This window comes from Pseudoalteromonas sp. SCSIO 43210 (assembly GCF_054133285.1).
Window position 1 is genome coordinate 3,013,824 of sequence record NZ_CP087225.1, and the last position, 23,592, is coordinate 3,037,415.

22 protein-coding genes and 1 pseudogene are annotated in these 23,592 nt (G+C 39.6%); 9 read left to right on the forward strand and 14 right to left on the reverse strand.

Features of this window, described 5'->3' with window-relative positions:
* Window positions 1-293: 293 nt before the first annotated feature.
* The 3 genes from LOS73_RS12930 (at window position 294) to LOS73_RS12940 (ending at window position 4,656) form a co-directional block, all read left to right on the forward strand.
* Window positions 294-2,585 (forward strand): peptidase U32 family protein, encoded by a 2,292-nt coding sequence (locus LOS73_RS12930; RefSeq protein WP_457933791.1) that lies wholly within the window; start codon window positions 294-296, stop codon window positions 2,583-2,585.
* Between the two features lie 13 nt (window positions 2,586-2,598).
* A complete protein-coding gene (locus LOS73_RS12935) occupies window positions 2,599-3,258 on the forward strand; it encodes a glutathione S-transferase (protein ID WP_457933792.1) in 660 nt (219 codons plus the stop codon).
* A 135-nt stretch (window positions 3,259-3,393) separates the two neighbouring features.
* A complete protein-coding gene (locus tag LOS73_RS12940; protein ID WP_457933793.1) occupies window positions 3,394-4,656 on the forward strand; it encodes a valine--pyruvate transaminase in 1,263 nt (420 codons plus the stop codon).
* A gap of 86 nt (window positions 4,657-4,742) precedes the next feature.
* On the opposite strand, the gene LOS73_RS12945 is transcribed toward LOS73_RS12940, so the two are convergent.
* Window positions 4,743-5,213 carry a hypothetical protein gene (locus LOS73_RS12945; RefSeq protein ID WP_457933794.1) on the reverse strand — a complete coding sequence of 157 codons (471 nt, stop codon included), beginning with the start codon at window positions 5,211-5,213 and terminating at the stop codon, window positions 4,743-4,745.
* Here LOS73_RS12945 and LOS73_RS12950 point away from each other — a divergent pair.
* Complete coding sequence (locus LOS73_RS12950; RefSeq protein ID WP_457933795.1) at window positions 5,198-6,388, forward strand: PQQ-dependent sugar dehydrogenase; 1,191 nt, start codon at window positions 5,198-5,200, stop codon at window positions 6,386-6,388. The two genes, LOS73_RS12945 and LOS73_RS12950, sit on opposite strands and share 16 nt — an antisense overlap.
* 111 nt (window positions 6,389-6,499) lie before the next feature.
* Here the strand turns inward: LOS73_RS12950 and LOS73_RS12955 are convergent, their stop codons facing one another.
* The 12 genes and pseudogenes from LOS73_RS12955 to lrp form a co-directional block, all read right to left on the reverse strand.
* On the reverse strand, window positions 6,500-6,922 hold the full coding sequence (locus tag LOS73_RS12955) for a hypothetical protein (protein WP_342866036.1): 423 nt from the start codon (window positions 6,920-6,922) through the stop codon (window positions 6,500-6,502).
* Between the two features lie 126 nt (window positions 6,923-7,048).
* The gene (locus tag LOS73_RS12960; RefSeq protein ID WP_007375679.1) at window positions 7,049-7,468 is read right to left on the reverse strand and encodes a hypothetical protein; all 420 of its coding nucleotides are present in this window, start codon (window positions 7,466-7,468) and stop codon (window positions 7,049-7,051) included.
* Between the two features lie 239 nt (window positions 7,469-7,707).
* Window positions 7,708-8,232 (reverse strand): annotated as a pseudogene (locus LOS73_RS12965) (transposase); the annotation flags it as partial.
* 107 nt (window positions 8,233-8,339) lie between these two features.
* Window positions 8,340-9,332 (reverse strand): restriction endonuclease, encoded by a 993-nt coding sequence (locus LOS73_RS12970; protein WP_457933796.1) that lies wholly within the window; start codon window positions 9,330-9,332, stop codon window positions 8,340-8,342.
* A 94-nt stretch (window positions 9,333-9,426) separates the two neighbouring features.
* On the reverse strand, window positions 9,427-10,029 hold the full coding sequence (locus tag LOS73_RS12975) for a toll/interleukin-1 receptor domain-containing protein (RefSeq protein WP_457933797.1): 603 nt from the start codon (window positions 10,027-10,029) through the stop codon (window positions 9,427-9,429).
* A 5-nt stretch (window positions 10,030-10,034) separates the two neighbouring features.
* Window positions 10,035-10,445, reverse strand: coding sequence for a hypothetical protein (locus LOS73_RS12980; RefSeq protein WP_182692206.1), 411 nt, complete (start codon window positions 10,443-10,445; stop codon window positions 10,035-10,037).
* A 385-nt stretch (window positions 10,446-10,830) separates the two neighbouring features.
* Window positions 10,831-12,135, reverse strand: a complete 1,305-nt coding sequence (gene serS, locus LOS73_RS12985) for a serine--tRNA ligase (protein ID WP_457933798.1) — start codon at window positions 12,133-12,135, stop codon at window positions 10,831-10,833.
* A gap of 9 nt (window positions 12,136-12,144) precedes the next feature.
* Complete coding sequence (gene crcB, locus LOS73_RS12990; protein ID WP_021032117.1) at window positions 12,145-12,525, reverse strand: fluoride efflux transporter CrcB; 381 nt, start codon at window positions 12,523-12,525, stop codon at window positions 12,145-12,147.
* Window positions 12,518-13,861 carry a replication-associated recombination protein A gene (locus tag LOS73_RS12995; protein WP_457933799.1) on the reverse strand — a complete coding sequence of 448 codons (1,344 nt, stop codon included), beginning with the start codon at window positions 13,859-13,861 and terminating at the stop codon, window positions 12,518-12,520. Before LOS73_RS12995 ends, crcB begins: the two co-directional genes overlap by 8 nt.
* Window positions 13,854-14,480: an outer membrane lipoprotein chaperone LolA gene (gene lolA, locus LOS73_RS13000; RefSeq protein WP_342864018.1), complete on the reverse strand. Its 627-nt coding sequence runs from the start codon at window positions 14,478-14,480 to the stop codon at window positions 13,854-13,856. Before lolA ends, LOS73_RS12995 begins: the two co-directional genes overlap by 8 nt.
* Window positions 14,477-16,978: a DNA translocase FtsK gene (locus LOS73_RS13005; protein WP_033030408.1), complete on the reverse strand. Its 2,502-nt coding sequence runs from the start codon at window positions 16,976-16,978 to the stop codon at window positions 14,477-14,479. The genes lolA and LOS73_RS13005 overlap by 4 nt, the downstream gene beginning before the upstream one ends.
* 171 nt (window positions 16,979-17,149) lie before the next feature.
* The gene (gene lrp / locus LOS73_RS13010; RefSeq protein WP_033014887.1) at window positions 17,150-17,629 is read right to left on the reverse strand and encodes a leucine-responsive transcriptional regulator Lrp; all 480 of its coding nucleotides are present in this window, start codon (window positions 17,627-17,629) and stop codon (window positions 17,150-17,152) included.
* A 142-nt stretch (window positions 17,630-17,771) separates the two neighbouring features.
* Between lrp and ald the strand changes: the two genes are divergently transcribed.
* Window positions 17,772-18,893, forward strand: coding sequence for an alanine dehydrogenase (gene ald / locus LOS73_RS13015; protein ID WP_007375670.1), 1,122 nt, complete (start codon window positions 17,772-17,774; stop codon window positions 18,891-18,893).
* A gap of 108 nt (window positions 18,894-19,001) precedes the next feature.
* Here ald and pssA read toward each other — a convergent pair whose 3' ends face one another.
* Window positions 19,002-20,327, reverse strand: coding sequence for a CDP-diacylglycerol--serine O-phosphatidyltransferase (gene pssA, locus LOS73_RS13020; RefSeq protein WP_457933800.1), 1,326 nt, complete (start codon window positions 20,325-20,327; stop codon window positions 19,002-19,004).
* Between the two features lie 287 nt (window positions 20,328-20,614).
* Between pssA and trxB the strand changes: the two genes are divergently transcribed.
* The 4 genes from trxB (at window position 20,615) to infA (ending at window position 23,385) form a co-directional block, all read left to right on the forward strand.
* Window positions 20,615-21,565 (forward strand): thioredoxin-disulfide reductase, encoded by a 951-nt coding sequence (trxB, locus tag LOS73_RS13025; RefSeq protein ID WP_007375668.1) that lies wholly within the window; start codon window positions 20,615-20,617, stop codon window positions 21,563-21,565.
* Between the two features lie 97 nt (window positions 21,566-21,662).
* Window positions 21,663-22,379, forward strand: coding sequence for a leucyl/phenylalanyl-tRNA--protein transferase (aat, locus tag LOS73_RS13030; protein WP_096793234.1), 717 nt, complete (start codon window positions 21,663-21,665; stop codon window positions 22,377-22,379).
* Window positions 22,372-23,076, forward strand: a complete 705-nt coding sequence (locus tag LOS73_RS13035) for an arginyltransferase (RefSeq protein ID WP_033015719.1) — start codon at window positions 22,372-22,374, stop codon at window positions 23,074-23,076. Before aat ends, LOS73_RS13035 begins: the two co-directional genes overlap by 8 nt.
* Before the next feature lie 90 nt (window positions 23,077-23,166).
* Window positions 23,167-23,385 carry a translation initiation factor IF-1 gene (gene infA, locus LOS73_RS13040; protein WP_002962494.1) on the forward strand — a complete coding sequence of 73 codons (219 nt, stop codon included), beginning with the start codon at window positions 23,167-23,169 and terminating at the stop codon, window positions 23,383-23,385.
* The last annotated feature ends 207 nt before the right edge of the window (window positions 23,386-23,592 follow it).

Here is a 23,592-nt window from a genome sequence, read left to right on the forward strand (position 1 = left end):
TAACTATTATAAAGTCAACCATATCTGACTTTTCATTCTGATTCAACGGTTTACTAGACGTTGCACGAATTATAATAAGGTACTATACTTTAATGTTACTAATATTTATTTACTAATAATATATCTAGTTCGAATTTCATTTAAGTTAGTATGTTAAGCTTTCTTGCTTAAATATCACTCCTGAATTTAACCTTTTTCCAAACCATAAATCATTATATCTCTCAATAAATAGCATTAACGTGCTTAACCAGATAAAATTCGCGGCAATTAAATATGAGCGAAGTGAAGTTGTCATGAGTAGAAAGATTGAACTATTAGCCCCAGGCGGTGATGTAAACGCGGTAAAAGCCGCCATTGTAGCCGGTGCTAATGCGGTTTATTGTGGGTTAGATACCTTTAATGCACGTAACCGAGCGTCTAATCTTTCGTTTGATGAGCTTAACGGCGCACTTCGCCTAGCCCATGAATACGGCTGTGAAATATTTTTAACGCTAAACGTAGTTATATTAGAGCACGAAATGGGCGCGCTATTTAAGCTACTTAACCAACTCGTAAATACCACGCTCGATGGCATTATTGTACAAGATTTAGGGTTGTTCAATATAGTTAAAAAGCACTTTCCTACTTTGCATATTCACGCATCAACTCAGTTAACTACGCATAACGAATCACAGGTTGAGTTTTTAGCGCGCATTGGCGCTACACGTGTAAATTTATCGCGCGAACTTAACCTAACTGAAATTAAAATACTGACCGACGTAGCGCATAAATGCGATGTATTAACTGAAGTATTTGTGCACGGGGCGTTATGTATTGCGTTTTCGGGGCAATGTTATTCAAGCTCAGTAAGCGTGGGTAACTCAGGTAACCGTGGTCGTTGTTCACAAGCATGTCGTGATGAATACGAGCCAACGGCTATGGGTAACAAACATCCGTTAAACTTAAAAGATAATTCAGCCTATTTTGATTTACCTGAGTTGGTAGCCGCAGGTGTTGACTCGTTAAAAGTAGAAGGCCGCATTAAAGGTGCTAACTACGTTCATACCGTTATTGATAGCTGGCGCAAACAAATAGATACCTTTGTACAAACAGGTAATTTAATTGAAGACGATTCAAGCTTATATAAAGTATTTAACCGTAATTTTACTAATAAGTTTTTGCAAGGTGACATGACCAAAAACATGTTTACCGATAACCCGCGTGACCATAGTTTTGATCACGCAAATGAAAAAAACAACGCAATTTCGGTCGTGCAAATTTACGATGCACAGCAAGAGCTTTCTACCCAAAAAAGTGAAATTGATTCGTTAGTTAAAAAGAAAATTGAATTTTTAGATATTTCAAAACGCGAGCTTACATTAGAATTTACAGGGCGATTAAATCAGCCATTCACTGTAAACATAATTATTGAAGATAAAAACGATATTACGCTTTCGAGTAAAAACGAAAAAGAGCCTCTACGCTTTGAAGTTCAATCGCAAATGCCTATGCAAACCGCCGATAAATCGGTTGTTGATATTGCTGCTATTGATAAACGCTTTAAAAGCTTTAGTAATGCCAATTTTGAAATTAAAAATATGGATTACTCAAACTTAGGCAACAACTTAAGCATTCCGTTTAAAGAGCTAGCGCGCATTAAAAAGCAAGTCGCGTTTTTATTAAACGAAGGCAAAGACGTACTCGCGCCTGTTGAATTACCAAAACTAGTAAACCACGAAAAAGCAGAGAATAAAACAACACTGTCTATTTTAATATCGGACATAAAAGACGTTCACCTTTGTGATTTAACAGATGGCGATGTTTACTTTAAATTACCTGAGAGCTTTAGAACCGATAACGATAAATACATTAATGTATTTTTAGAGCACCCACAGTTAATTCCGTGGTTTCCGGCGGTGTTAATTGGTAAAGATTTTGAAGAAGCGGTACGTTTACTCGAGGTTGTAAAACCTAAGCTTATTATTAGTAACAACACAGGCGTAGCATTTAAAGCAGTGCAAATGGGCATTGACTGGATTGCAGGCCCATTATTAAACACCACAAACTCTTACGCGTTACTAACCCTACAAGAAGATTTAAACGCAAAAGGCGCGTTTATTTCAAACGAAATAAACAAACAGCAAATGCGTAGTATTAAACGCCCTAACAACTTTAAAGTGATGTACAGCATTTATCACCCAATACTAATGATGACCAGCCGACAGTGTTTTTTCCAGCAAACCGTTGGCTGTAAAAAACCACGCATTGACGCAAGCTGTATGTTGAGCTGTAAAAAAGAAACCACCGTTACCAATGTTAAAGGCATTAGCTTTGCTATTGATAAACAAAAAGGTGGCTACCCGAGCATTTATAACCATGAGCAATTTTTAAACATGGATATCGTAACCGATTACGCCGACAAGTTTGACGAGTTTATGATTGATTTAACCGACATTGGCTCAGGCGATAAAGAAAAGCTAGACAAAGCCGTGTTGCTTGCCCATTTTCAAGATTTAATTAGCGGGCAAACACACGCTGCTGATCAGTTAAATCACATGGTAAAAGTAAAAACGCGTCAGCAATATGTTGAAGGCTTAAACAGCTAAGGTAAGTATTAAAATGACACTGCCATTATTATATTCATTACAACACTGCCCATACGCAATGCGTGCACGAATGGGTATTTTAATGGCAGAGCAACCCGTTTTACTACGCGCTATTAAAACTAAAAACAAGCCACCGCATCTTTTGCAAATATCGCCAAAAGGCACGGTGCCTGTTTTATTACTGCCGAATAATCAAGTTATAGATGAAAGCCTAGACATTATGCTCTGGGCTTTAAAGCAAAACGATCCGCATAATTTACTGCATACTCAAGACCCATTAGCACTTGAGCACATGCTTGAGTTAATTAAGCTAAACGACACGCAATTTAAACCCGTGCTCGAAAAGTACAAATTTTATGCTCGCACAAAAGACATGGCACACCTTTATTACCAAAAAGCCTGCGAAGAGTTTATTAAGCAATTTGAAGCAAAACTAACCACGCATAAATACTTAATAGGCGATGAAAAAAGTCTAGCCGACTACGCATTACTGCCATTTATTAGGCAGTTTGCCCGTGTAGATAAACACTGGTACTTACAAAGTGAATACACGCATGTACGCGCATGGTTAAACGAGTTTTTACACGCCCCCATGTTTACAAAAGTTATGACCAAATTTGATTTGTATATGGACTGCGGCGAAGAGTTTCTATACGGCGTTAAAAAACCTTAACTTAGCCTTTGTTTTATAGAAATTACATTGTCATAGCCAACTACAAAGCTAAGCATTGAATTATTCTCATCATCGGATTTAAGCCCTATATTTACGCTATACTGCCCTCCCCATTATTAACAAACGCTATGCATTATGAACTACTCAAACTTTGGCACTAAATTTACACAACCCAACGGCATTACTCAGTTAATGGAAGATTTAGGCGGTGCTAAAAACAGCAACAATCCTAATATTGTTATGCTGGGTGGCGGTAATCCCGCATTAGTACCACAAGTAAATGAGGTTTTTTTAAGTGAATTACAAAAACTAGTTGCCAGCAATAAAGTATCGCAAGTATTTGGGCTTTACGATGGCCCAACCGGTAACGACGAGTTTAGAGCTGTATTAGCAGGCCAGCTAAGTAAAGAGCACGCATGGGATATTAGCGCCGATAACGTAGCACTTGGCAATGGCAGCCAAGCTAACTTTTTTGTGTTGTTTAATATGTTGGCAGGCGAAATGCCGGATGGCAGCCACAAAAAGATTTTATTCCCCCTCGCGCCAGAGTATATAGGTTATGCCGACCAAGGTTTATCGCCTGATATGTTTGTTGCCATAAAGCCTGATATCGAAATTTTAAATACAGGTAGCACATCAAAACAGTTTAAATACGTCATTGATTTTAAAGCGGTTGAAAACACATTAGCAAACGACAGCAGCATAAGCGCGCTGTGCGTATCACGCCCTACCAACCCAACAGGTAATGTAATTACTGACGATGAAGTAAAACACCTTGATTTGCTTGCTAAGCAATATGGTATTCCACTCATTATTGATAACGCATATGGCGATCCGTTCCCAGGTTGTATTTACACCGATGCAAACCTAACGTGGAACTCAAACATTATTTTATGTATGTCACTTTCAAAACTGGGCCTACCGGGTTTACGCAGCGGTATTGTGGTTGCCAATAATGAGATTATTAAAGCAATTGGCCGCGTAAACGGCAGCATGGTTTTATCGCCAAATAGTATTGGCCCAAGCTTAGTGACACGCTTAATTAACGACAACGAACTACTCCCACTGTGCCGCAACGTTGTACTGCCTTTTTATCGCAATAAAGCACACATAGCGATTGAGTTGTTTGATGAAGTATTTGCCGAACTACCTGTTTATTTACACAAAGTTGAAGGCGCATTTTTTATGTGGCTGTGGTTTAAAGATGCAAAAATAACAAGCGAGGTACTGTATCAACAACTTAAAGAGCAAGACGTGTATGTGATCCCAGGTCACAACTTTTTTATTGGTATTGACGATGATTGGGCGCACAAGCACGAGTGTATTCGTATCAACTATGCTACCGATGCAGATACCCTAAAAAAAGGCTTAGAAGCGATTAAAGCAGTTATGGCGTGAATTTATAAAGCTGTGGTGAGAGTCTACTATCGTAGGCTTTAATCACATTTTATAAGCCCCACTTACTATAAGGCCACTTAGCTTTATTAACTAGAAGGTTGAGGCTCTTTTATTGCCTTAGTTTTTAGGGCCTTAGTAAGCATCGCAAAAACAAAGCCCCCTACTGCGCCTGCAAGCAGTTGAGCATAAAAACCCCAGCCCCTTGCGCCCGCTATAATATGAATATTCATAATTGATTCAATGGAAATTAACACAATAGTAAATGCCACAATGCCAGCGATAATAAATAACTGAGTACTGTATTTTTGAACCTTTTTGTTAAGCTTTACGGTAACAAAAAAAGCGATGGCAAGTGCTACGGCAATAATAGCGCCGTAGGTAGGTAATAAGCCTAACCAATCATCAAGGGTTAAACTAGCACGATCACTAAAGCCCACCACCACACCTACATTAACTAATTGATTGACAACGTATTGGCTATGAAACAAGCTAGCAAGTGTGAATGTAAGTAACCAAGAAACTAAAAATGAAGGCAATATACGTGTTAAAAACGACATGGTTATCTCAACTTAAAATAAAGCTTTTTTCTTATACTGGCCATGCTAGCAAAGGCTTGCCCCGTAAACAATGTATCTCTTTTTTTACTTTGCTTTCGCTTTTTTCGTTTTCTGTTAATGCCGATGTTGCGTTACCAAAGGAGCAATACAGTACAAAAACACTGGCTACGCAATTACAGTCTCCGTGGAGTATGGTTAAACTACCAAACGGCACGTGGTTAATTACAGAGCGTGATGGTCACGTCGTTATAGTTAAAAACAATGCGCAATCAAGAGTAAAATTAAACCTAACAGGTTTATACGTTGCAGGCCAAGGTGGTTTACTCGACATTGTCTTATCACCAAATTATAACGACTCAAAAGAAGTTATTTTTACTTATGCCCAAGGTGATGCAAGCGCAAACAGGCTTGTTGTTGCCAAAGCCACGTTTAATGGTACTGACTTTTCAAAGCCTAACGTTATTTATAAAGTAGCGACTGATAAAAACACACCGCAACATTACGCAGGACGCGCCCTTGTCCTACCCGACAATACGCTATTAGTTTCAACGGGCGATGGGTTTGACTTTAGAGAGCAAGCACAAGTTATAACCAGCCAACTTGGTAAAATATTACGTATAAACCTAGATGGGACCATTCCAACAGATAACCCATTTATTAATCACAAAAACCTAAGTGCACATGCTGTTTACTCACTCGGTCATCGTAACCCTCAAGGCTTAGTTTATGATTACGATACGCAGCAAATTGTTAGCAACGAACACGGCCCTGCAGGCGGTGACGAGCTAAACTACTTAACCGCTGGGACTAATTACGGCTGGCCGGTAATCACCTATGGCAAAGATTACTCGCAAGCGCGTATTTCACCCTTTACCGAATATAAAGGCATGCAAAAACCAAGTGTTAATTGGACGCCATCAATAGCGCCATCAGGCATGGCGTATTACGGCTCTAAACATGCAGCTTTTCCTTCATTGCAACAACATGTGCTTATCACTACCCTTGTTGATAAAAAGCTCTACAGCGTTAATCTGGCAAGTGATGAATTTACGCAGTCTCATATATTTCCAGAAGCCGCAGGCAGGTTAAGAGATGTGTTTATAACTGATAAAGGTAACGTCGCGGTATTAACAGACGGTAAAGAGGCAAAGCTAATGTTGATAACATCAAATTAATTCACAAAGGAGATAAGAGCCGCTAGGCTTTTAGAGTAAGGTAGCGGCTTTATTACGTACTTAATAACGTTTTTAAGTTTTCAACTGCGTACCATATACTTACTGTGCTTGTTATTTACCCGATTCTAATTGCTGTTTCAATAACTCAATAAGTTGAGTGCTAAGCCCTGTAATTTCGGCCTCCAGCACCTTCACTTTAACTTGTGACTTTTCATCATCTTTACTGCGTAATAATGCAGTTTCCTGTAGTAATTTTTCAATTTTTTCTCGTATTTCAGCAATCTGTTCATCAAGAGGATCTCCTTCAGATTGCGATGCTTGATTTACATCTTCATTGCCTGATAACTTACGTAACGCCTCTCGATTTTGATCTTCCAGACTTTTTTCTTTTCCTTCTTCGGATATATCCACTTGGTCACTTTGAACAGCTACTTTGTGCACAGTCGCTTTTTCGGTTACTTCATCAGCTACCACCTTTAAAGTTTGTTTTTGCGGGTAAATTTCTAAAGGTCTAGAGTTTATGTGAACTGACATTTTATCCATTTTAATATTCCTTGTTCAGTCAATTATTGGTGAGAAGTAGTTAACTATAAATATAATGCTTTACCAAAAGCCAATTGTAATAGCCCTTGTTTGATTCTTTATTAGATTACACTCTACTCACAAGCTTGCCCATTGTTGTTTTAAACCAACAAGGTGAACAATACCAAAAGATAAACAAATAATAGAACTCCAAACCCAAAACTCAGGCGAACGCCCCATAGGGTTATTTATTAAAAAGAACCCTGCAACACCGCGGGCTAAATAAATAAAAGTTATTAATACAAGAGCTAGGCGGATGAATGGAAGTTTAAAAATAACACCTGCGGCTGAAAATGCATACAATGACCAAGTTGATAGAATCAGAACAATTACACTAGTAATAAGAGTTGGTTTAATACTTCCTTGCTCAGAAAGTAATGCCATTTGCTCTCCTGCACCGAAGAACCGATACCAAGAACCTCCAAAATAGATACAACCCAAATGCAAAGTTGCTACAACAGCACTTAATGTACCTGCAATTATTAGAAAAACATTCATAGAGCGATAAAACCTTCGTGAGACTTAGCGAACCTGTAAATTAGCTTGTTTATTTATCTCGATAAACAAACCATAGCCGGATTTCTATCTGGGTACAATCGATTGTTGAATGTTTACGCGTGATATCAAAGCTCGCATTAAACTACATTAAACTAGACAGCCACTCTAATTATATAAACTAAACAGTCCCTAGATTCTAATTGGAAGTGCAAAATTTAGGATGGGTGTCACTATTATTTTGCTTCATCTAATAATGCTTGAGACGTAAAGCGCCCCTCCCAAAAGCGGCCTGTGCAGTTATCTTCTTTATTTGCTCTGCGCGCAATGTCTTCATTTAATAACCGCATAAACCAACTGATACTTGATAAGCGCTCTCGGTATTGTTTAACTGTTTGGTTAAAAAAGATAAGTTCTATTTTGCTTAGCTTTTCGCCCTGGATGTATTTTTGTGTAAGAGCGGTGCCTTTACAGAGTTTATGCCAGCGAATAATAATCGCTTTATCATTCAACCGATTCGCTTTTTTGTCATCAACATACAACACTAAGTGCGTATGATTACTCATTACGGCATAAGCACAGACGTCAATACAAAATACCTTAGCTAGCTCAAGCAGTTTATCTTCAACCCAGCCTCGTCGATGCTCGTAGGATTGACCAGTAAAACGGTCTTCCCCACATAAAAATGCACGGCGTACGCAACGTGAAATACAGTGGTAGTATTTTGTATCAACCAAACTTATTTGACGCTTTCTTGCAATTGCCATAAGACACCCTGCTTGCTTTTTACACTGATAAAAGCCTAGTACTTAGTTCACTAAACTGCAAAAAAATAGGATGGGTGTCACTATTATTAGTATTAGTGTTATACGAATTATGCAACTTGCTTGTTTTTAAGTATTGATACGAACTCGTTCATACTAACAACCTTAACGTTACTATCATTATTTGAAAAACCTTTAGACGGAGTTGGTTTTTTAGTAACTAAATATACGCTGTCTATTGCCTCTTCTTTAGCCATAGATTCCAACCTGTAAATTGTGCGCTTAATACTGTTTAATGGAACCACATCCCCCCAAGCTTTTGCATCGATAGCAATATTTTTGCCTCCAGCTTCAATAATGAAGTCTGGTCTATGATTTCCTACACGTGGTTCAGACTTATAGTGATAACCTGATTTTTCAATTGCTTTAGCCACTTCAATTTCAAAAGCTACGGCAGAAATTGCAGATGTATTACGACTTACCGTTATTACCTCCTCTTTTTCTCGCCTGATAATTGATAAAAAGGTAAGCGTTACAAAACTAGCTATGAATACACCAACTCCTGATAATAACCATTCAGAGTTGGACGCAATTAAAGAACCAGGATCTTTGAAATAGCTATACATTACAGAAGTTGTTGCACCAACCATTGAAACACTAGCAGTAAGCAAAGCTAATGAACTTCTCTTTCTTTTATTCTCTTCCCTCATTTGCTTAAATTCTTGCACGGAAGGAGCTGAAGGTTTGCTCTCTATTTTATTAAAGAGCTTATCTAGCCTTGACTCAATTTCTACCCTTTGAGGTGGTGAGATAAGATCACTATCGAATACCTCAGTATATATACTATTTAATAGTTGCTCTTCGGACAGCATATCATTTGAAGATGTATTAAATTCTCTAGCTTTCCCTTCAATAATACGAGATATATCTTTATATTGAGGGCTGTAGTCTTCTAATACCATCCGTCTCATTACAGCTCGATGTAATGATTTATTAGCATTTTTAGTTCGTTCTTTTTTAGCTCCGATTGTTTGTCGGTAGCTAAGCCAAAACAATAGTATCGAAACCGCGATACCTATTCCTGTTTGGAGATAACCATCCATAATTAAACTCTACCCTCGAGATTCGTATAACGCCCCAATAAGGGGCTAAAAATTGTTTGCTAAAATGTTGAAGAACGAAAACAGCAAACTGTTTTTAGTCCTGCTTAATTGGCTTGTTATGTTTTATGTTCGAAAATACTTTGATTAAACTTTTTACACCTTCAGAAGGATCTTCTCTAAAATCTGCATACATCAAATGCTTAATCTCATCGGGTAATGGAGTATCATCGAGCACCACTGGTAATATTTTTTTATCGAGCGACAATGCGTTTCTTAATTCTTTTTTTGCCCAATCAGAATCTAAACTATTATGCGAGTTTACGTAAATAATGTAATCACTAGCTTCAACAAGTGAGTTCAATTTTTTGTTTATATCATCACCAACGGTAAGCTCATGTTTATCTAGTAAGATTTCAACTTGGATATGATCCAGTTGAGAGCAGATTAAGCCTACTAATTCTGAATCTTGAAATGAATAGGATATATAAACTTTAGGTGCATTAAATGCAGACCTGATTCTCGCATACAAATAAACAGCTAAAGCACCAACGCCCGCTCCAGCGATGCTAATAGCGTATTTTAAGTATTCAATATTTCCTAATTGTGAAAGTAAAACTATCACTGATAATAATGTTGCTGCCAGTGGAATAATCACACCTGACAACCTGAAACTTTCTTTTAATAAAGAGTTTTTCATGGCAATTATATCCAATTAACTACAAATAGAAGAACAGATAAACCGAATGCATCAGGAACTATTATTCCCCAAAATACTTTTAACTTATCGTCACTTTCCCAGCCGAGTTTTCTTACTAAGGTAGACACGCCCCAAATCCCTACGATAAATGCCATTAGTATCCATGGGACAGCTGCAAGTTTTTCAACAATATCAGCAGGAGGGTTGCTCGGAGGTAAATCACCAGCAAGCTTTGCACTCCCCGTAATAAATATAAGTAACGCCGTAACAGCCAGATCTAAGCCAACAGCTGTATCTTCTTTTTTAAAGCCTGAGTGTCGATCATTCCTTGTGACATATTTAATAAAAATGGACAACCCAACAGTTATAAGTGGGACTCCAAACTGGAGAAAATATGGGGTTCCTAATAAATTCACATATAAATCCTTAATTTATAACTCAACATGATGAAAACATAACAACTTTGTATCCGACATTTGTCGCTTTATAAACCGACAAATGTCCAAATATTACAAAGGTTCTAATTTAACCAGCTAATAAGGACTTGTAAACAATTAGTTAGCCGATATTTAAGTTTCCTTGATGTAGAAATACCCCAAAATGGTAGAGATCAGTAATATCGGACAAAAAAGTAATGAGCCATGAAAATAGGTGTAAGCGATATTATTAATAATGATAACTTGAATTTTTTCTTTAAGTTTTTGCCTTTAATCTAAAACAAAAAAGCCGCTGTTTATTACAAACAGCGGCTTTCGTCTTAAGATTTACAAGCTTAAAGCTTGCTTAACTTAAACTTGATTTTTATTGTTTACCAATTACTTCAAGTCCACCCATGTATGGGCGTAATACTTCTGGTACAACTACTGAACCATCGGCTTGTTGGTAGTTTTCTAGTATAGCTACTAGTGTACGGCCAACGGCTAAGCCTGAACCATTTAGTGTATGTAGTAACTCTGGCTTTTTAACACCTTCACGGCGAAAACGTGCTTGCATTCTACGCGCCTGAAAGTCAGCCATGTTTGAACATGATGAAATTTCGCGGTATGTATCTTGCGCAGGTAACCATACTTCTAAATCGTATGTTTTAGCTGAGCCAAAGCCCATGTCGCCCATACATAAAATTACTTTACGGTACGGAAGTTCAAGCGCTTGTAGTATTTGCTCTGCGTGACCTGTTAACTCTTCAAGCGTTGCCATTGAGTCTTCTGGTTTTACAAGTTGTACTAATTCAACTTTATCAAACTGGTGCTGACGAATTAGGCCACGTGTATCGCGACCATAACTGCCTGCTTCACTTCTAAAACACGGAGTGTGAGCAACTAAGCGAATTGGTAAATCGCTTTCGTCGTAAATTTCGTCGCGGGCGCTGTTTGTAAGCGGTACTTCAGCTGTAGGAATTAAGCTAAAGCCGGCTTGTTGTTCGCCATCGTCGTTTACAAGGCCTAATGTGTGGAACAAATCGCCCGCAAATTTAGGTAATTGGCTTGTGCCGTAAAGGCTTGCGCTATTTACTAGGTACGGTACATACATTTCTGTGTAGCCGTTTTTATCTGCGTGTGTATCTAGCATAAATTGCGTTAGTGCACGGTGCATACGCGCAACTTGGCCGCGCATTACGGTAAAGCGTGCACCACTAATTTTAACGCCCATTTCAAAGTCTAAGCCGTTTAAGTCTTGGCCTACATCTACGTGGTCTTTAACTTCAAAATCAAACTTTTTAGGTGTGCCCCACGTTAAAATTTCAACGTTTTCGTCTTCGTCTTTACCTGCAGGTACTGACTCGTCTGGCAAGTTTGGAATTGCTAACGCAATGTCGTTAATCGCGGCTAATACTTCATCTTGCTCTGTTTTAGCGGCGTCTAGCTCACTGCCTAAGTTAGCCACTGCATCAAGTAATGGCTGTGCGTCTTCGCCTTTTGCTTTGGCTTGACCAATTGCTTTTGCGCTTGCATTACGTTGACTTTGAAGTTCTTGCGTTTTTACTTGTAATGTTTTGCGTTTTTCTTCAAGTGCCGTTACCGTCGCTACATCGAGTTCGTAACCGCGCGCCGCTAAACGTGCTGCAGTTTGTTCGATGTCTTGACGTAAAAATTTAGAATCTAACATGTTAGTTTTTTAACCTTTTTGCATTACTAGCTGAAGGCCCAGCCAAGCCATAAAAATACACACCATCACGTTTAAGATGATATTGAGGGCCATTTTAATAAAGTGACCTTGTTGTAATAACAACAAGGAGTCCATTGAGAATGTTGAAAAGGTGGTTAATGCACCTAAAAAGCCAATACCGATAAGGGTTTTGGCGGGGCTTGCGGTGATAATTTCTTTATCTATCAAACCGTACAAAATGCCCATTAACAATGAACCCAGAATATTAACCGTCAACGTGCCAAAAGGGAATCCCCTACCGAGGAGTTTTAGCATGCTTTCGCTAATAAAAAACCGTAAACACGCACCTGAGGCTCCGCCAAGGGCGATCATCATATAAAGTTTAATCATTTTCATATCGTTTAAGTGGGCTTTGCGCATCGCGCTCTTTTAGGTAATCGAGTTTTTGTTTAATTTTTTGCTCAAGTCCGCGCTCGCTCGGTAAGTAATATTCTTTGCCGTCCATTTCTGGCGGTAAATATTTTTCACCTGCGGCAAATGCGCCTTCTTCGTTATGCGCATAACGGTACTCAGCGCCATACCCTAAGTCTTTCATTAAGTTAGTTGGCGCATTGCGTAAATGCTCTGGTACTGGGTAACTTGGCTCGTTTTGAGCGTCTGCTTTGGCTTGATTAAACGCCATATACACCGCATTACTTTTAGGTGCACTGGCTAAATACAATGTGGCTTGTGCAATTGCACGCTCGCCCTCGCTTGGGCCAACACGTTGAAATATATCCCACGCATTTAAGGCCACTTCCATTGCGCGCGGATCGGCGTTGCCAATGTCTTCTGTTGCAATGGCAAGTAATCGCCTTGCTACATATAAAGGGTCGCCGCCACCGGCTAAAATTCGGCAATACCAATACAGTGCGCCGTCGGGGGAGCTACCTCGTACTGATTTGTGAAAGGCCGATATTAAATCGTAAAACTCATCGCCGCCTTTATCGTATTTAGCTAAATGCGTTGGTAACACTTGGCTAAGTACGTGCTCGTCTACGTTGTATTGACCATTTTGCTCGGTTGTTAAATCAACTGCTTGTTCAAGTAAATTAAGTACTTTACGCGCATCACCGCCACTTGCTTGGCACAGTGCCTTTTTAGCGTTGTCAGCAATAGTGATGTGCTTTTGGCTTAGCTGCTCGTCTTGTTTAAGTGCGCGTTCTATTACGGTATATAAGTCGGTATCGGCAAGCGATTTTAAAACATACACGCGTGCTCGCGACAATATAGCGTTGTTAAGGGCAAACGATGGGTTTTCTGTGGTTGCACCTACAAATATAAAGGTGCCGTCTTCTATGTGCGGTAAAAAGGCATCTTGTTGGGATTTATTAAAGCGGTGAACTTCGTCAACAAACATAAGGGTTCGTTGGCCACGGCTTTCTAGGTTGTCCCGCGCTTGCGTTACGCTATCGCGTATATCTTTTACGCCTGCGGTTACCGCTGACATTTGAATAAGTGAGGCATCAGCATGGTTGGCAATTATTTGCGCAAGCGTTGTTTTACCAACACCGGGCGGGCCCCATAAAATTAAACTATGGCATCGCCCTGCGACAATGGCTTGATGCAGTGGTTTATCAGCGCTTAATAAATGCTGCTGACCAATATATTCATCAAGCGTTGTAGGGCGCATACGCGCGGCAAGTGGGCGTACATCAGGCCCAAAGTTAAAACCTAAATTACTCACCGTTACTCTGATCGTCTATTTCAACACCTTCGGGAGGCGTAAATTCAAACGTGCTTTTATCAAGCGGCGCATTAACTTGTGCATCATTAAACGTAAATGACGATAGCTGCCCTGAGTTATCGGTAACGACTAGTTTAGCAAGGCCTTGCTCATTACCTGCAAAGGTTATATCAAGTTGCTCAACTTGGCTTTCTACGCCTTTATTTGGTGTTACGCTAAAACCTGTATTTGTTGCAAGTACGCTGTACTTTTCCCATTGTGCTGGATCTTTTGAGGTAAGTAACACAAACGGTGTTGAATCGATTAAACCGCTGGTTTTCATAATCGTTACTTGCTCAGCAAAGCTGTCGAAGTAATAAGTTTTATCACCGTTTGATACAAATAACGTATCGTCTGGGTTTGTTTGCTGCCAGCGAATCATCATAGGCTGTTGAAGCGCTATTGTGCCCTCGCCTTGCATAACAGCCTGGCCTTCTTTGTCTGTTACTTTTTGTGCAAACTGCGCTTTGAAACTTTTTAAAGTGGCAAGTCTGTCTTGTAATGCTTGGCTGTCGTCAGCAAAGCTTGGTGCGGCAAGTACGCTGCCTAATACTAATAATAAGGCGTTAACTTTTTTCATGAATTTGCTCCATTAGGCACTAATACATCGCGAGCACCGTTATGACCTGGTGAACTCACGATACCCGATGTTTCCATTTGTTCTACTAAACGTGCTGCGCGGTTATAGCCAACACGTAATTTACGTTGCACTGACGATACCGATACTTTGCCGGTTTCAATTACAAACGACACAGCTTCGTCGTATAACGGGTCTGATTCTTCATCTGCGTTTTCGCTAGCTTCACCTGGTAATAAAATATCTTCACTGGCATCACCATTGAGTATTTCATCAATATAATTTGGTTTAGCACGCGCTTTCCAATCGTTTACTACGGCGTGTACTTCGTGGTCGTCTACAAATGCGCCGTGCACACGCTCTGGTACGCTAGTGCCTGGCGGTAAATAAAGCATGTCACCCATACCTAGTAAGTTTTCGGCGCCTTGTTGGTCAAGTATTGTCCGTGAATCTATTTTGCTCGATACCTGAAACGCCATACGTGTTGGGATATTAGCTTTAATTAAGCCAGTAATTACATCTACCGACGGACGCTGCGTAGCAAGCACTAAGTGAATGCCTGCCGCACGTGCCTTTTGGGCTATACGTGCAATAAGTTCTTCTACTTTTTTACCTACAATCATCATCATGTCGGCAAATTCGTCTATTACTACAACAATACTTGGTAATTTACCTAGCTCGTCGGGGCCTTCTTTCATGCCATCAGTGTCTTTAAATAATGGATCAAGAATTGGGTAACCCGCTTCATTGGCTTCAAGCACTTTTTGGTTGTAACCTTTTAAGTTACGCACACCCAATGCTGACATTAATTTATAACGACGTTCCATTTCGCCAACACACCAACGCAGTGCGTTAGCGGCTTCTTTCATGTCGGTCACTACTTCACACAATAAATGCGGAATGCCTTCATATACTGAAAGCTCAAGCATTTTAGGGTCAATCATGATCATACGTACATCGTCAGGACCCGATTTGTACAGCAAGCTTACTATCATGACATTAACGCCCACTGATTTACCTGAACCAGTAGTACCGGCCACCAATAAGTGTGGCATTTTACCTAAATCAGCACATACCGGCTGACCGGCAATGTCTTTACCAAGCACCATGGTAAGTGGCGACGGATTTTGCTCAAATTTAGGGGCGTTTATAACTTCTGATAAACGAACTATTTCACGGTGTTTATTTGGAAGTTCAATACCAACATAGGTTTTACCCGGAATAACTTCTACAACACGTACACTAATTGCCGAAAGCGAACGGGCTAAATCTTTAGCCAAGCCCGTAATTTTAGACACTTTTATACCTGGCGCTAAATCAAGTTCAAAACGTGTAACAACGGGGCCTGGGTATACCGCTACAACAGTTGCTTGTACGTTAAAGTCGAGCAGCTTTGTCTCTACTAGGCGCGATACTGTATCGAGTTCTTCTTGCGAAATTGGGTTTTTAGCTTTGTCCGGTCTATCGAGTAAATCAAGTGACGGTAATGGCCCCGGTGGTGGCTCTTGCGTTAATAATTGCTCAAATTTTTCTTTTGCTGTTGGTGGTGGCTGATAGGCTGCTTTTGGCTTAGGCATTGGCCTTGCTGGCGATACAACCGTTGTAACTGGCTTTTCAGGTTCTACAACTTGGCTTTGATCAAGTGCATTTAATGCAGCAGCCGTGTCCATTGGCTCGTCGTCTATGGCGCTAAAGCCAATTTCTTGATCGAGTATATCGTCGAGTTCATCAAACGGCATAAAGTCGTCACTAATTTGTGGCTCGCTAAATGGCGTTTGCGGTTTGTTAATTGCTTTTTGTTTATCTGCTTTTTTAGCCGATGCAGGCAGCTCTATTTGCTCTTTTATATCGTCTTCAAAATGGGCGTCTACTTCATCGTTATTATTTACTGTACCTGCAGCGTGTTCTCGGTGCATCCAGCCTTTTGCATACGACACGATAAAACGATAAAACCTAACCATTAAATCGCCAAGATAATCAACAAAATCAACCCACGATACACCCGTTAATAGAGTTAGTCCGGCAAAAAAGAAACACAGCAATAATATAGATGTACCGGTAAAGTTAAATGCAGGCATCATGGCTGATGCAATAACATCGCCCACTACCCCACCAGAAGAGAAGTTATAAATATCGTCAAAGTTGATACTGCTAATAGCGGTAGCTGAGGTAATAAATAAAGCAAAACCAATAACTCGCAGCGCTAAAGTAGTGTAATCAAGCTGTAAAATGCGGTGAGGTTGTTTAAATAACAAGTAGCCAAATAATTGAATGGCAGCAGGTACTAAATAAGCCAACCAACCAAAAGTAAGTAATAAAATGTCAGCTATCCATGCACCAGCTGTGCCCGTAATATTTTTTACGTTTCTAAATTCACCAGTTTGCGACCACGAAGGATCAACTGGATCAAAGCTGATTAAGGCACATAAAATAAATATTGCTGTAAAGGTACTGATAATCAGCCCTGTTTCTAATAGTCTTTGCACACCGTTTAGGCGCATAGTTCCCTATTCCTCTTTATTATTCTATTTTATTCACACTTACTTAGCAGTGAAATACCTTAGCAGGAAATGCAATTTGTTGCACTTTATCTTAACCTTGATGGCCTGATTATGAACACGTTTTTATAATTTAGGCAGATAAAAGCAAATGTCAGCCTATTATAAATACTGTTAAGCAATATACGGGCGAATAATTACACCTTCTTCACCTTTTACTTCTTCCATTACTACATAAGTACGGCTTTCACTTACATTTGGAAGTTTCAATAGTATGTCGCCTAATACGCCACGGTATTCTGACATATCATTTACGCGTGTTTTAAGTAAAAAGTCGAAATTACCCGACACCAAATGGCATTCTATAATTTCTTCATGCTTTTTTACAGCAGCACTAAACTCATCAAATACATCGGGTGATGTTTTGGTAATTGTTACCTCTACATACACTGATAAACCTTGCCCAAGCTTAGCAGGGTCGACCACTGCTTTGTAACCTAATATGTAACCTTCTCGTTCTAGTTTTTTTACCCGCTCGAGACAGGGCGTGGCGCTTAGGCCAACTCGTCTGGCCAGTTCAACATTGGAAAGGCGTCCATCATGTTGTAATTCCATCAAAATTTTCCGGTCAATTCTATCTAATAACTGATGCATAGTACCAACTAGTTTTTTATGCTGTTTATTTTTATTATTTAGATAATAACACTAGAATCCACTTTAAAAAAGGTGAGACACACTGGCTTATGATGAATATAATAGTGAAAAATGTTAATCCGTTCTTAATAAGGCAAATGTTATGATTATTGGTGTACCTAAAGAAATTAAAAACCATGAATACCGTGTAGGTATGGTTCCTGCGAGTGTTCGTGAATTAGTAAACCACGGTCACCAAGTGATTGTAGAAACTGATGCAGGCATGGGGATTGGTTTTACTAACGAAGACTACACACAAGCAGGTGCTGAAATTTTAGCAACTGCTGCTGATGTTTTCGCTAAAGCCGACATGATTGTAAAAGTAAAAGAGCCACAAGCTGTTGAACGTGCAATGCTACGTGAAGACCAAATCCTTTTCACTTACTTACACCTTGCACCTGATCTTCCACAAACTGAAGACCTTGTAAAAAGCAAAGCTATTTGTATTGCATACGAAACTGTAACTGACTCACGCGGTGGTTTACCGCTTCTTGCGCCTATGAGCGAAGTGGCTGGTCGTATGTCTATTCAAGCTGGTGCACAAGCGCTAGAAAAGTCTAACCACGGTCGTGGCATGCTACTAGGTGGCGTACCAGGCGTTGAAGCTGCTAAAGTTGTTGTAATTGGCGGCGGCATGGTTGGTCGTAGCGCAGCTCAAATGGCTGTTGGCCTTGGTGCTGAAGTTGTGGTTCTTGATCGTAACATCGACGTATTACGTGCACTAGACGCGCAATTTGGTAATAAAGTAAAAGCTATTTACTCAACTGCTGATGCACTAGAAAAACACGTACTAGAAGCTGATTTAGTAATTGGTGGCGTACTAATCCCAGGTGCAGCTGCACCTAAACTAGTCACTGCAGAGCACATTAAAGCAATGAAACCTGGCTCTGCAATTGTTGACGTTGCAATCGACCAAGGTGGCTGTATTGCTACCTCTAAAGCAACGACGCATGCTGATCCTACTTTCATCGTTGATGAAGTTGTTCACTACTGTGTTGCTAACATGCCAGGTGCTGTTCCACGCACATCTACGTTTGCACTTAACAATGCAACATTGCCTTTCATCATTAACCTTGCAAATAAAGGTTATAAAAAGGCGCTACTAGATGACGCTCACTTCTTAAAAGGCTTAAACGTAATTAAAGGCCAAGTAACTTACAAAGAAGTAGCACAAGCGTTCAACATGGAATATGTTGACCCACGCACAGCGGTAGAAAACGCATAATTTAGCGTTTTCTAGTTAGGTTGGTATTAAATAACATAGTAACTTAACTACAACTCATAAAAAAAGCAGCTAATTAGCTGCTTTTTTTGTGTCTGATTTAAAATGAATTTATATAAAACGCTTGATTATAAAATCTACTTTTACACGCTTAGCTTGGCCAAGTAGTTTTTTAACTGGCTGCGGGTAATCATCCATCGTTTCTAAATCATCTGGGCCTGTTAAACGGCGACAGTGTTGTAAAATTTCATGCTTTTCGTTATCAATGGCATCCATAATTGTTTGCTCTGGATCTTCTATTAAAATACCATTTTCGATATCAAGGCCCCATGCACGCGGATTTAAGTTATGCCCGCTCAGTAAATGTTTTGTTCTATCTGAACAAATACCTTTTAAATGAAACGAATTACTTCCATCTTTCCACAAATACACATTTAAATTGCCGTTATCGATATGGCGTTTTTGCGTTTTTACAAACTTATGCAAAATAGTTTCGTATAAATAAGGTAGTGCCCCTATTTTACTAAACGGCTCACTTGGCGGTAAATAAAAGTCATTTGCTGTTTTATCGCCTACCACAATAGTCACTTGTTTGCCTTGCTTTAATAAACGGCGCAGTGATCGCATAAGCGGCGCCGGAAAATTAAAGTATGGCGTATACAACACAAGCTCTTGCTCTGTGGTATCAAATAACGCTTTTATTAAACGATTTAATTCGTTATTACGACGGCCAAGCCCCAAAAATAAACGAATACCTAATGCTTGCGTATTTAGTTGCTCTGCTGCGTTATAACTGGCGGCCTTTAAATCACGCATTAATTGCTTTTGGTCAAGTTTGAAGTCGTGTAAACGTTTAAGCGGTCGTGTGTCTATGCGTGGCACAGCAACGGAGCTAATTAGCTTTGTCTCAATAAAATCAACCACTGATTCACACAGTTCCCTCTGCGTTATTAAAAAGTAACGATCGAGTCTGTAGCGTTCGTTATACTGCAAATACACGTTGTTTAAGCTTGCGCCGCTGTAAAGTAAGGTATCGTCAATGACAAACCCCTTTAAATGCAATACGCCAAATAATTCTTTAGCTTTTACAGGTACGCCATAAACTTGTACGTTCGATTTAAACTTTTCTAAATCGTCACAGTATAAACTTGCATTGCCGTCAGACTTCTCTGCACCAATAAGACCACGTTGCGCACGATGAAAATCCACCAGCACTTTTATTTCAAGTGCTGGGTTTGTTAATGACACACGGTGCAAAGCTTCTAAAATTTCGCGACCTGCTTCGTCATCTTGTAAATAAAGCGCTGTGATATAAATTCGTTTTTTTGCGCTACTGATCAAACGTAGCAATTGCGTTCGGTAATCTTGCGCATTGGTTAAGACGTTAACGTCTTTTGAAGTCAACCCGAATGCGGGTTTTTCCTGCCAAAATAACATAGTTGCCTATTCACTTGGGTCACATGATTTATCAGTGACAAATAAAATTAGGTAAAACATAACAAAAAAAATCAAAGTGGTCATGAATTAACGTTGTTTTGTTGCCTGTTAGTCTATTTATTGAGCTACTTTACTTTATTAAACGTAAAAGCCACAATCTCTAGTACACAATACTGCACAGCTTTTCGATTTGCTAAAAAAAATAATCTCGGATTTTGTTTACTTCTGCCTTGTTTTTCTTAGAATCGAGCGCATTAAAGACCGTATTAAACGTTTAGGAAAAAATAATGACTGAAGCAAAACATTGTAAGCTACTAATTTTAGGCTCTGGCCCAGCTGGTTATACTGCCGCAGTATATGCAGCACGTGCAAATTTAAACCCTGTTTTAATTACAGGCATTCAACAAGGTGGCCAATTAACAACCACGACTGAAGTTGAAAACTGGCCTGGTGATGCACACGGCTTAACAGGTCCTGCATTAATGGATCGTATGAAAGAGCACGCTGAACGCTTTGAAACTGAAATTGTGTTTGATCACATTAATAAAGTAGATGTATCTAAGCGCCCTTTCACACTAACTGGCGACCAAGGTACTTACACATGTGATGCGTTAATCATTGCAACGGGTGCGTCTGCTAAATACTTAGGCTTAGAGTCTGAAACTAATTTCCAAGGCCGTGGTGTTTCGGCATGTGCTACATGTGACGGCTTTTTCTATAAAGGTCAGAAAGTAGCGGTTGTTGGTGGTGGTAATACGGCGGTTGAAGAAGCGCTTTACTTATCTAACATTGCTGACGAAGTACATGTTATTCATCGTCGTGATAGTTTCCGCAGTGAAAAAATACTTGCAGACCGCCTTGCTGAAAAAGCAGCAAACGGTAACGTTGTAATGCATTACAACCGCACGCTTGACGAAGTATTAGGCGACCAAATGGGTGTAACAGGCGTTCGTATTAAAGATGCACACTCTGATGCAACTGAAGAACTAGATTTAGCCGGTGTATTTATTGCTATTGGCCATAAGCCAAATACAGATATGTTTGTTGGCCAACTAGAAATGAAAGATGGCTACTTAGTTGTAGAGTCTGGATTGAACGGTAACGCGACTCAAACAAGTGTAGAAGGCGTTTTTGCTGCTGGTGATGTATCTGACCACATTTACCGTCAAGCAATCACATCAGCGGGTACAGGCTGTATGGCTGCCCTTGATGCAGAACGTTTCTTAGATAATTTATAAGCAATTAAATAAATTATTATAGGGCTGATTATTCAGCCCTTTTTTTATGCCTAAAATATAGTTACACTTTTACGATCAATTATAAGATAAGTACTGTATGAGAAATCAGCTATACCAATTAAGCGAAAACGATATAGCATTCCCCAATCCGGAATACGCATTAGAATCCCCTGATGGCTTACTCGCAATTGGCGGAGATTTAAGTTTACCTCGCCTAAGTAATGCCTACAAAAGCGGAATATTCCCTTGGTTTAGTGAAGATGAGCCTATTATGTGGTGGTCGCCGAGCGAACGCGGGATTTTTGAACTGGATGATTTTCATATAAGTAAGAGTCTGCGTAAGCATTTAAAAAAGCACCCTGTGAGAGTAACCATTAATAATGCCTTTGAAGAGGTGATAGAAGCATGTCGCGATCAACGCCTTGACACCGATGGTACCTGGATCACTTCTGACATGCTCAACGCTTACGTTAATGCACACAATGCGGGCATTGCTCATAGTTTAGAGGTGTGGAGTAACGGAGAGCTTGCAGGAGGCTTATACGGCATTATGCAAAATGGTGTATTTTGTGGCGAGTCGATGTTTCATCATCAAACCAATTGCTCTAAGCTTGCGATGTGGGCACTGGTAAATTGGCTTAAACGTCACAATGCGCATTTTATTGATTGCCAGTTAGAAAACCCTTATTTAATGACCCTCGGTGCACAAGTAATTCCTCGCTCAACATTTTTGACTAAACTAAAAGCTGCACATAGCTATATCGTTAACCCTATTATGTGGGAGCCACAAGAACTTGACGCAATCTATGAATGAACAACTTCCTGCACGTGTTGGTTTAACCCAAGAGTTTGACTGTAGTTATTTGCCCAACAGACAAGAACAACTTTTAGTTATTCTAGATCCTAGTTGCTACAGTACCGACAAATTTGAGTCATTATTAGGTTTAGGGTTTCGTCGCAGTGGTAACCAAATATACCGCCCGCATTGCCCAATATGCAGTGCATGTAATTCTGTACGTGTATTAGCACAAGACTTTATCCCCTCAAAATCGCAAAAACGTAAACTAAACAAAGCAAAAAGCCAGTTTGAAGTGAAATATTCGACGCAAGAGCGACCTGAGTACTATCCGCTTTATAGTAAGTACATAACAATGCGTCACCAGGATGGAAGTATGTATCCTCCTGAAAAAGAACAGTTTCAAAGCTTTTTACTTTGCAGTTGGCTCAAAATCACATTTATTGAACTATGGCACCAAGATACTTTAGTCGCAGTTGCCGTAACTGATTGTATGAATAGCGCTATTTCTGCAATCTATACCTTTTTCGACCCCGATTTTGAACACTATAGTTTAGGCTCTGTGATGATATTAGAGCAGCTTAGATTTGCAAAAGAGCAAAATAAGCAATACGTGTACTTGGGCTATCAAATTGATGAATGCAACAAAATGAAGTACAAAACTCAGTTTTTACCAGCTCAAAAACAGCTTAATGATGAGTGGGTGGCTATTTAATTTGCAAATATAGCCCCTGCGCCTTTACTTATTGGTGTATTTTGGGCAAAATCTGCAGCGTTTAACTATTAAAGAGGTGTTACGCTAAACATGGCGAAAGAAGACGTAATCGAAATGCAAGGGACAGTCCTTGATACTTTACCAAATACAATGTTCCGAGTTGAGCTAGAAAATGGTCACGTAGTTGTGGCTCATATTTCAGGCAAAATGCGCAAAAACTATATCCGTATTTTAACCGGCGATAAAGTAACGGTAGAAATGACTCCTTACGATTTATCGAAAGGTCGTATCGTATTCCGTGCTCGCTAAGTAAGTGCGTAAACGAGATTTAGTTTTTGGCTAGTGTTTTACTAGCTTTAAGCGTTTATTAAATGTAATTGATAGACATTGACTAGCAATTACATTTAATAAACAAAAAGCCCAGTTTTTACTGGGTTTTTTGTTGCCTATAAAAAGGGCAAAAAAATGGCCCGCTATTATGTAGCGAGCCATTTTATTTAACTAAACTTTTTAATT

What these genes read in the sequence shown, in the direction of transcription:
- lrp (WP_033014887.1), bottom strand. Translation starts at nt 17,629, where the DNA reads ATGCATCAGTTATTAGATAGAATTGACCGGAAAATTTTGATGGAATTA.
- LOS73_RS13035 (WP_033015719.1), top strand. Translation starts at nt 22,372, where the DNA reads ATGAATGAACAACTTCCTGCACGTGTTGGTTTAACCCAAGAGTTTGAC.
- aat (WP_096793234.1), top strand. Translation starts at nt 21,663, where the DNA reads ATGAGAAATCAGCTATACCAATTAAGCGAAAACGATATAGCATTCCCC.
- crcB (WP_021032117.1), bottom strand. Translation starts at nt 12,525, where the DNA reads ATGATTAAACTTTATATGATGATCGCCCTTGGCGGAGCCTCAGGTGCG.
- infA (WP_002962494.1), top strand. Translation starts at nt 23,167, where the DNA reads ATGGCGAAAGAAGACGTAATCGAAATGCAAGGGACAGTCCTTGATACT.
- LOS73_RS12930 (WP_457933791.1), top strand. Translation starts at nt 294, where the DNA reads ATGAGTAGAAAGATTGAACTATTAGCCCCAGGCGGTGATGTAAACGCG.
- LOS73_RS12935 (WP_457933792.1), top strand. Translation starts at nt 2,599, where the DNA reads ATGACACTGCCATTATTATATTCATTACAACACTGCCCATACGCAATG.
- serS (WP_457933798.1), bottom strand. Translation starts at nt 12,135, where the DNA reads ATGTTAGATTCTAAATTTTTACGTCAAGACATCGAACAAACTGCAGCA.
- LOS73_RS12940 (WP_457933793.1), top strand. Translation starts at nt 3,394, where the DNA reads ATGAACTACTCAAACTTTGGCACTAAATTTACACAACCCAACGGCATT.
- lolA (WP_342864018.1), bottom strand. Translation starts at nt 14,480, where the DNA reads ATGAAAAAAGTTAACGCCTTATTATTAGTATTAGGCAGCGTACTTGCC.
- LOS73_RS12945 (WP_457933794.1), bottom strand. Translation starts at nt 5,213, where the DNA reads ATGTCGTTTTTAACACGTATATTGCCTTCATTTTTAGTTTCTTGGTTA.
- LOS73_RS12970 (WP_457933796.1), bottom strand. Translation starts at nt 9,332, where the DNA reads ATGGATGGTTATCTCCAAACAGGAATAGGTATCGCGGTTTCGATACTA.
- LOS73_RS12960 (WP_007375679.1), bottom strand. Translation starts at nt 7,468, where the DNA reads ATGAATGTTTTTCTAATAATTGCAGGTACATTAAGTGCTGTTGTAGCA.
- pssA (WP_457933800.1), bottom strand. Translation starts at nt 20,327, where the DNA reads ATGTTATTTTGGCAGGAAAAACCCGCATTCGGGTTGACTTCAAAAGAC.
- LOS73_RS13005 (WP_033030408.1), bottom strand. Translation starts at nt 16,978, where the DNA reads ATGCGCCTAAACGGTGTGCAAAGACTATTAGAAACAGGGCTGATTATC.
- LOS73_RS12955 (WP_342866036.1), bottom strand. Translation starts at nt 6,922, where the DNA reads ATGTCAGTTCACATAAACTCTAGACCTTTAGAAATTTACCCGCAAAAA.
- ald (WP_007375670.1), top strand. Translation starts at nt 17,772, where the DNA reads ATGATTATTGGTGTACCTAAAGAAATTAAAAACCATGAATACCGTGTA.
- trxB (WP_007375668.1), top strand. Translation starts at nt 20,615, where the DNA reads ATGACTGAAGCAAAACATTGTAAGCTACTAATTTTAGGCTCTGGCCCA.
- LOS73_RS12975 (WP_457933797.1), bottom strand. Translation starts at nt 10,029, where the DNA reads ATGAAAAACTCTTTATTAAAAGAAAGTTTCAGGTTGTCAGGTGTGATT.